General features: G+C 63.0%; 6 protein-coding genes. All 6 read right to left on the bottom strand.

Annotated features, from left to right (window positions below):
- Nucleotides 1-167 precede the first annotated feature (167 nt).
- The 6 genes from J3361_RS29005 to J3361_RS29030 are packed head-to-tail and all read right to left on the bottom strand — an operon-like array spanning nucleotide 168 to nucleotide 7953.
- Nucleotides 168-701, bottom strand: a complete 534-nt coding sequence (locus J3361_RS29005) for a nitrous oxide reductase accessory protein NosL (RefSeq protein WP_207967418.1) — start codon at nucleotides 699-701, stop codon at nucleotides 168-170.
- A gap of 30 nt (nucleotides 702-731) precedes the next feature.
- Nucleotides 732-1562: an ABC transporter permease subunit gene (locus tag J3361_RS29010; RefSeq protein ID WP_207967419.1), complete on the bottom strand. Its 831-nt coding sequence runs from the start codon at nucleotides 1560-1562 to the stop codon at nucleotides 732-734.
- A complete protein-coding gene (locus J3361_RS29015; RefSeq protein WP_207967420.1) occupies nucleotides 1559-2476 on the bottom strand; it encodes an ABC transporter ATP-binding protein in 918 nt (305 codons plus the stop codon). Before J3361_RS29015 ends, J3361_RS29010 begins: the two co-directional genes overlap by 4 nt.
- On the bottom strand, nucleotides 2473-3786 hold the full coding sequence (locus tag J3361_RS29020) for a nitrous oxide reductase family maturation protein NosD (RefSeq protein ID WP_207967421.1): 1314 nt from the start codon (nucleotides 3784-3786) through the stop codon (nucleotides 2473-2475). The genes J3361_RS29015 and J3361_RS29020 overlap by 4 nt, the downstream gene beginning before the upstream one ends.
- Before the next feature lie 25 nt (nucleotides 3787-3811).
- Nucleotides 3812-5731, bottom strand: coding sequence for a TAT-dependent nitrous-oxide reductase (gene nosZ, locus J3361_RS29025; RefSeq protein ID WP_186710342.1), 1920 nt, complete (start codon nucleotides 5729-5731; stop codon nucleotides 3812-3814).
- 53 nt (nucleotides 5732-5784) lie between these two features.
- Nucleotides 5785-7953, bottom strand: a complete 2169-nt coding sequence (locus J3361_RS29030; RefSeq protein ID WP_243459078.1) for a NosR/NirI family protein — start codon at nucleotides 7951-7953, stop codon at nucleotides 5785-5787.
- Between the last annotated feature and the right edge of the window lie 546 nt (nucleotides 7954-8499).

The raw sequence follows: 8499 nt of genomic DNA on the forward strand, positions 1-8499 counted from the left end.
GCTTGCCCTCGCTGTGGAGTGAAACTTCCCCATGAGGCTGACGACACCAGCCTGACACACCGCGGCGCCTGGCCTTGGGGCCGCTGCGCTGCCCAGCGGGAGCAAGCTCCCTCGCCACAAAAAGCGGTTCGGTGCTGGCAATAGAGCGGCTCAGTGCCCAGGCAATATCAATGACTCATCGGCGCCATGGCGCTCGCCTGGCCCAGCAGTTTCTGGTCGATGTCTTCCAGGCGCAGCACTCGTCCGCCGGTGTCGCTGGCGAGTTTTTGTGCCGCTTGGGAGTCGGAGAACGAGGCCAGGACAACGCCCATGGCGCCTTTGAGCCCGCTGCCAATGACGAAGTACGCAGTACGGGCGTCGATCAGATGGGCATCATCCGGCGCATCCCAATGGCTGCGGCCCATGTCATGGACATACAGCTTGACGTCGGCCCGATGGTTTTCCGGCTGCAACCACCAGCCCAGCATCTCCGCCGGCGAGCAGAATTTCTTCACGCCCCCTGCCCCGACCGCCGCGCCCTTGGGCCCGGGGAAGTCAGTGATGACCATGCCGCACACATGGCACTCGTCACTGGGATGAAACGCCAGCGCCGCCTCGCTGGCCGCAGGTGGTTCGACCTTGCCGCACGCCGCCAGCGCCAGCGCCAGGCACACCAACACCCCGGCCAAGAGGCGCCCCCCCTTGAGGTACACCTTTTTCATCGTTGCATGCTCCCTTATCAAGATTGAAATTCACGGGCACCGGCGATTGAACAACCGATAGGCCAACCACAATGGGATTGCCATCCACAGGCCCAAACACAGCCAGAGCAACGGCCCTGACACCGGCAAGTCGCTGCCCAGGGTCAGCACCGCGGCACCGCTGGACGCCGCATCGAACCCGGACAGGTTGATCAACCGATACACGTCCGTAGGGTTGAACAGCAGCAGCCATGGCAACAGCTCCGGGCTGAACCGCCCCTCGCTCAGCACCAGCAGCGCCAGCAAGGCCAGGTCGAACACCAATACGAAGAAAAACCACACCCCGAGCGCCAATCCGGCGGCGGTGGATTTCTCCGCCGACACGCTGCTCAGCACATAGGCCAGCCCGAGGAACACCCAGCCCAGCAGCGTGCTGGACACCATGAACCGGCCGAAGGCCCAGAGCAGCAGGCTCAACTGGACATCGTCCACCAGCAGAGCGATGGCCAGCATGGCGCAGCCAAAGCCGATGAAGGTGGCCAGGGCCAGGATCAAGCCGTGCCCGACAAACTTGCCCAACAGCAATTGGCCGCGCCCCAACGGGTAAGTCAACAACAGCAGCAATGTGCCGTTCTCGTCTTCGCCGACAATCGCGTCGTAGGCCAGCAGCAAGGCAATCAGCGGCATCAGGAACGTCGCCAGGCTGGACAGGCTCGCCACCGTGGCGGGCACCGAGGTAAACCCCAGCTGACCGGACGCCGCCGCGCCGAGCCAGGCGATGCCGATCGCCAACACCGCGAACAACAGGCTGATCGCCAACAACCAGCGATTGCGCAGGCCATCGCTGAATTCCTTGCGGGCCATGTTCCAGACCGGGTTCATAGGCTGCCCTCCTCGGCGGCGGCACGGACCATGTAATGACGGTACAGATCCTCCAGGGACGGCGGCTTGATCTCGACATCCGTCGGGTCGTCCTGGGCCAGCAACTGGCGCAGCAATTTGAGCTTGCTGCCATCCGGCGCGGACACCTGCACCCCTTCGGCGCCCCAGCCTTGGGTGGCATGCCCTTCGCTGCGCCAATGCTGGCGAAGCCAGTCGGCCCGTGACAGGCCCGAGGCGCGGATCAGCGTCGGCAGCCCGGCGTCCTCCCGCAGCCGGGCCAGGCTGCCCAGGGCCAACAGCCGGCCCCGGGTAAGGATCGCGGCACGGTTGATGTGCGCTTCCACCCCCGGCAACACGTGCGAGCAAAGAATGATGCTGGTGCCCTGCCAACGCAGGCGGTCGAGCAGTTGATAGAGGTCCTGGGTGGCGATGGGGTCCAGGCCCACGGTCGGTTCGTCCAGCAATAACAGGCGCGGCTGGCCGAGCAGCGCCTGGGCCAGGCCGAGGCGCTGGCGCATGCCCTTGGAATAGGTCCTCACCCGCCGCCTGGCGGCGCCCGCCAGCCCCACTTCCTCCAGCAGACGCTCCACCTGCTCCGGTGCCGCGCCTTTGAGCCGGGCGAAATGGCGCAAGGTTTCCAGCCCGCTCAACTGCGGGTAGAACATCACGTTCTCGGGCAGATAACCGAGCATCTGCCGCACACTCGGGTCGCTGGGCGCGCGACCGAAGACACGCACCTCACCCTCGCTGGCCCGCAGCAAACCGAGGATCAACTTCATGGTGGTGGTCTTGCCCGCACCGTTGTGCCCGAACAGCCCGAGCACCTCGCCCTGGGCCAGGTTCAAGTCCAGCCCGCGCAGCACGGCGACATCGCCATAACGCTGGCTGACCCCTTCGATCTCGACGACGTTCAAGACGCGTTCTCCTGGGCACTGTTGCGTGGTGGGGGCTGGACAGGGGTTTCCATCAGCGGATGACTGTCCATCACCCCGGGGGATTTCATCACCGGGAAGGCTCGCTGCACCCAACGCAGCAGTTCGATTCCCGGGCTGTTCATCAACAACCGCACCTGGGGATACAGCCACAGCAGGCGATCGACGTTGTCGTTGGGTTCATAGGCCACATCGCCCAGGCCGTCGCCGTTGCGATCCCAACCCAGGTAATCGCTCCAATAATTGCCACGGCCGTCCGCCGACCATTCCTGCAACCGCGTGGCCACGTATTTGACCTGGCGCTGGTTGTGGACGAAGGCATTGCCGGCGATGCGGTTATCCTCCGAGCCGGCCGTCAGGTGAATGCCCACGGCGCTGCGCTCGAAATGATTGCCTTCGATGCGGTTGAACAATGAGTTGTAGATGAACAGCGCCTTGCCCTCGGCGCCGGTGATCATGGTGTCGCCGGTGGACCCGTCTCGCACGTCGCTGACGAAGTTGTCGCGCAGGGTGGAATAGGTGATGTAGTTCATCAGGATCCCGTAGTTCTGATCCTGTTCGGAGCGATTGCCGATCACCGTCAATTGGCGACTTTGCATCAAGGCATAGCCGGTGCGGGTGCGCCGGGTGACGTTGTCCAGCAGGCGGTTATCGTTGGCGAACATGTAATGCACGCCGTAGCGCAAATCCTCCAGCGTGTTGCCCTGGAGCAGGTTGCCGTTGGAGGTGTCGATGTAGATGCCGTCACGGGTTTCCCGCACCTGATTACCGATGACCCGAGCGCCGTGGACCGCATACAGATGGATGCCGTTGCCCCGGTCCTGGGAGCGCAGGCTAGGGTCGCCCTGGATGCGGTTGTCGATCAGGCTGACGTCCCGCGTGCCATCGACCCAGATACCGAAGCCCTGGCCTTGCATCCGATTACCGCGCACCACGGCGCCTCTTGCCCCGGGCTGGATGAACACGGCGGCGTTCATGGCCGTAAGGTCGTGGCCCCAGTCCAGGAAGGTGCAGCCCTGGACCTGCACGTTCGGCGCGCGAATGATCAGGCCATTGCCCTCGCCTTGCGCCTCGAATATCGCCTCTGGCGCGCAAGTGAGCGTCATCGGCTGATCGATACTGAACGAGCCTTGGTAGTGCCCCGCAGGCAGGCGCCATCGCTGCTCGCCCTCAGCCTGCAAAGGCAGATTCGTCATCGGTTGCGGCGCGCCGAACGCACCGCCCGACAGCAGGCAGGACACCAGGGCAATGACCGGTCGACGAACGTTTGCATGCTGCGTTTTCCTGGTCATTGCGCCTGTCTCCTTGATGAATGACTCAGGCCTTCTCAACCAGCATGCGCCCGACCATTTCCATGTGCAGGGCGTGGCAGAACCAACTGCAGTAGTACCAATGCAAGCCGGCCTTGTCGGCGGTGAAGGTGATGGATGAGGTCTGTTGCGGGCTGATCTCCATGCTGGCGCCGTGGTTGGTCATGACAAAACCGTGGGACACGTCTTCGATCTGGTCGATGTTGGTGATGGTCACGGTCACCTCGTTGCCTTGCTTGACGGTGAATTCCGTCAGGCCATAGGCCGGCGCCATCGAGGTCATGTACACCCGCACCTTATTGCCGTCGCGGATGACCTTGTTGTCGGTTTCGAGGTTGATGCCGTCCTTCTTCGCCAGGGCCACGGTGTCGGCGAAGAACGGATCGTTGCGGTTCCAGATTTTCTGGGTCTTGATCTGGTCGCGCCGCGCGAGAATACAGTCATGGGGTTCGGCGAAGGCCGGGCCGTCGTGCACCAGCTTCATCTCTTCTCCGGAAATGTCGATCAGTTGATCGTTTTCCGGGTGCAATGGGCCGGTGGGCAGGAAGCGGTCCTTGGAGAATTTGCACAACACCACCAGCCACTTGCCGTCCGCCTCGCTGGTTTCGGTGAGGGACGCATGGTTGTGGCCCGGCTGGTACTGGACGTCGAGTTTCTGCTTGATGTAGTTGACCTTCTCGCCCTTGTAGGCGCGGATGGCCTCGTCCATGTTCCACTTCACCACCTGGCTGTCGATGAACAGCGTCGTGTAGGCATTGCCGCGCCCGTCGAACGTGGTGTGCAGCGGCCCAAGCCCCAGTTCGGGCTCGGCGACGATCACTTCGCGCGGGTCCTTGTAACGGTCGTTGAACAAATCATCCAGGCGGTCGATGGCGATCATCGAGACCGTGGGCGACAGCTTGCCGTTGGCGATGAAGTATTTGCCGTCCGACGAGGTATTGAGCCCGTGGGGGTTCTTCGGCACGGGAATGTAACGGGTGAATTCGGAGTCCTTGCCATCGGTCTTGCGGCCATCGACCACCGGCACCTTGGAACCGTCCAGGGTGATGAACTTGCCGGCCTTGATCGCCGCCTCGATCCGCGGGATGTTGAACACCACCACCCAGTCGCGCTCGTTGCGCATCATGCCGCCCAGGTCGTAGGCCTTCTCGGAGTTGTAGCAGGTGCTGGCGGCGTATTTGCCGGTGTAGTCGGCGTCGGAGTTGTCCAGGTTGCCGTCGACGATCACCTGGAAGGCCATTTCCATTTTTTCGGCATCAATGGCGTTGAACATCGTGAAGCTGTTTTTGTCCTGCAGGTCGAAGGTATGGCCGTCGTTGGGGTGCGGGATCACGAACTCGGCGTTGGCGAACACGTACTTGGTGTACGGCACCTTCTGCAGGCGCAGGCCGTGGATGGCCTGGACGTTGGGCACGGTGAGGATCTTGTCGCACTTCATGATGTCCAGGCGAATGCGCGCGACCCGGGAGTTGGCCTTGTCATTGATGAACAGGTATTTGCCGTCGTACTTGCCGTCGGTCATGGAGATGTGCGGGTGGTGGCAGTCGCCGTTCTGGTATTTGGCGCTGTCACCGAGGATGCGCTTGCTCTCGTTGGTCAGCCCCCAACCGGTGGCCGAATCGACGTTGAACACCGGGATGCGCATCAGCTCGCGCATCGACGGCACACCCAGCACCCGCACCTCGCCTTGGTGGCCGCCGCTCCAGAACCCGTAGTATTCGTCCAATTCACCGGGCCCGACGTGGATCTTGGACTTGGCCTCCTTGGCCGCCGCTGCCCAGGACTCGCGGGTGAACGTCCCGGCGCCCAGCGCCGTCGCGCCGGCCAGCACCGCGCCCGTCACCGCACCGGTGCCGAGAAAACTGCGCCGGCTGACACCCCGGGGCGCTTCCACCGCGCCAGGGACTTGGTCTTTTTTGTCGCTCATGCTGTGTGCTCCATGAAGAATGAAACGGTCAAGGGACAGGCCATTGGGGTGCCTCAAGGCGCCGGGTTCACCTGCACCACGGGAATCAGTTGCGCATCGGTCACGGCCGCCTTGCCGCGCTTCTTGCGCTTGTTGATCAGCGGCGGGCATTTGTTTTCGTTGTGCCAGGTCATCTGGCAATCGAGGCAGTAATGGCATTCGTTGGCGTTGATCCGGCCATCGGGATGGATCGCCTGGATCTCGCATTCCTTGGCGCACAGTTGGCAGGGATTGCCGCATTCCTTGCGGCGCTTGAGCCAGTCGAACAAGCGCAGGCGGGTCGGCATCGCCAAGGCGGCGCCCAGCGGGCAGACGTAGCGGCAATAGACTTTGCGGGTAAAGACATTGATCACCAGCAGGCCCGCTGCGTATGCCACGAACCACCACTGGCGATCAAACCTGAGGGTGATGGCGGTCTTGAAGGGTTCCACTTCGGCCAGCCGTTCGGCGGTGGCCATCGACTCCAGCGAGACGCCGAACAGCACCAGCAAAATGATGTACTTGATCGCCCACAGCCGCTCATGCACGGCGAACGGCAGCTCGTATTGGGGCACCTTGAGCTTGCGCGCCAGTTCGTTGATCAGCTCCTGCAACGCGCCGAACGGACACAGCCAGCCGCAGAACACCCCGCGTCCCCACAACAGAATGCTGCCGGCGGTGAACACCCAGAGGATGAAGATCAGCGGATCGGTGAGGAACAGTTCCCAGCGAAAGCCTTCGAACAGGGCGTGGACGAAGGTCAGCACGTTGACCACTGACAACTGCGCCAGCGCAAAGCCGCCCAGGAACACCACGGTGAACACCAGGTAACCGCGACGTACCCAGTGCAACAACGTGGGCCGCCGGGCCAGTGAATCCTGGAAAAACAGGATCGCGGTGAGGACCAGCAACGCCGCACCCAACACCGAAATCTCCACGCTTTTCTGGTACCAGAGTGTCAACCACATTGGCCGGCTGGCTTCTTCGGCGGCCGCCAGTTGCTCGGCGGTGGGCAATGGCCGTTCCAGGTAGGGTTCGGGCAACTGATAGGCCAGCTCGAAGCTGCTGAAGGTGCCGCTGACCGGTCCGGTCTGACGGCGCACCAGCAGCTCCAGGCTCCAGGGCGAGCCAGGGTCGAAACGGTGGGCGGCGCGGATGATGAAAATCGCCATTTCATCGAAGTCCGGCATGTCGTCGAGGGCCACATCATTCAGGCGCTGGAAATCCAGGTCGCGAAAACTGATGGTGTCGCCGGACTGACGCAACTGCACCCGGTCGAAGATGCCGCCACGCACGTATCCCGAGCCCTTGAAGGAATAACGGCCGCTGCCCATCACTGCAATGGCTTGTTCGCCCGGCTTGAGCTCGGCCATCAACGTGCGGTATTGCGCCTCGCCCAGCAGGTTGCGGCCAATGGTGGGAGGGTTGAGGTGAGTGGCGTAGAGGTCGATGAAAGTGTCATTCACCTGCTCGCCGCTGGCGGTCTCGACCTGTTCGGCTTCAGTGCCCTTGAAGGACGCATCGACCTGGCCACGGGTCAGGTGCAGGCGACGGATCGCGCCGTTGCCGGTCAGGGTCTTCCAGTCGGCGGCCTCGTAGCTATCGGCGCGCACTCGCGCCGGTGCCACGGCCAACCCTGCGTCACTCTTGACCAGGCCGAGGGACACCGCGACATCGTGGGCGGCGCGCATGATCACTTCGTTGACCACCATGGCCGTCACCGTGGCGCCGGCGATCGCATCGACCGTCACCGCATTCGGGTCGCTGGAATGCCCTACCACCACTCGCTGGTTGACCTTGATGCCGCTGTAGCGCGCGCTGAATGCGTGGAGTTTCTCTTCGGCGATGCCGATCAGCAGGATCGGTTCGTGGTGTTCCAGCACATAGGCGTCGAGAATCACCCCGGCAGGATCGAGAATGACCTGGACGTTGATCGGCTTGCCGGAGTACGCCGGAATGTCCACCACATCCAGGCTCTGGAACACGTAGCCCAGGACCTTGCCAGCGGCGGACAGCTTGCGAACCTTGAAGGGACCGTCGGGTTCGGAGATCGAATCGACCGAGCCCAGGACGTGGTGGATGCGCTGTTGCGGAAGGTCACCGTAGTCCTTGGCCTGGACGATTGCGGCGAACATCAGCAGTAGAACGAACAGCCCGGGGAGCCAGGAGCGGGATAGGTGCAACATCACAGAGGGACGGGTCATGAGCGCCAGGGCTTGAAGACAGGATCTTGGCGATCATTGTGGGGCCCGCCCCTGGCATGGGCCCTTGATTGAAATCAACTTGGGAAAACTAAACGCCGAATTCGTGAGCACACCCGGACGTCCAGCAAATGAAGGCCTCTTTTGTGGCGAGGGAGCTTGCTCCCGCTGGGCGCGAAGCGCCCCCCATGAAGCTGCCCACATCAACCTGACACACCGTGGCGCCTGGCCTTGGGGCCGCTGCGCAGCCCAGCGGGAGCAAGCTCCCTCGCCACAACAGCCGTTCAGCCGTGTGTCAGGGGCTGTCGATCGTTTCCTCGCTCCTGCGTGGGAATGTCGCCAGGGACGCTCCGAGGTTCCACTTCTTCAAAAACTAAACTCCCCATCCGTGAGCACACGCGGACGTCCAGCAAGATGAAGGTCGCTTTTGTGGCGAGGGAGCTTGCTCCCGCTGGGGTGCGAAGCGCCCCCATGAGGCTGACGACACCAGCCTGACACACCGCGGCGCCTGGCCTTGGGGCCGCTGCGCAGCCCAGCGGGAGCAAGCTC

It is taken from the genome of Pseudomonas sp. OA65 (genome assembly GCF_017498305.1).
Classification (GTDB): Bacteria; Pseudomonadota; Gammaproteobacteria; order Pseudomonadales; family Pseudomonadaceae; genus Aquipseudomonas; species Aquipseudomonas zanjanensis.

What these genes read in the sequence shown, in the direction of transcription:
- J3361_RS29005 (WP_207967418.1), bottom strand. Translation starts at nt 701, where the DNA reads ATGAAAAAGGTGTACCTCAAGGGGGGGCGCCTCTTGGCCGGGGTGTTG.
- J3361_RS29010 (WP_207967419.1), bottom strand. Translation starts at nt 1,562, where the DNA reads ATGAACCCGGTCTGGAACATGGCCCGCAAGGAATTCAGCGATGGCCTG.
- J3361_RS29020 (WP_207967421.1), bottom strand. Translation starts at nt 3,786, where the DNA reads ATGACCAGGAAAACGCAGCATGCAAACGTTCGTCGACCGGTCATTGCC.
- nosZ (WP_186710342.1), bottom strand. Translation starts at nt 5,731, where the DNA reads ATGAGCGACAAAAAAGACCAAGTCCCTGGCGCGGTGGAAGCGCCCCGG.
- J3361_RS29030 (WP_243459078.1), bottom strand. Translation starts at nt 7,953, where the DNA reads ATGACCCGTCCCTCTGTGATGTTGCACCTATCCCGCTCCTGGCTCCCC.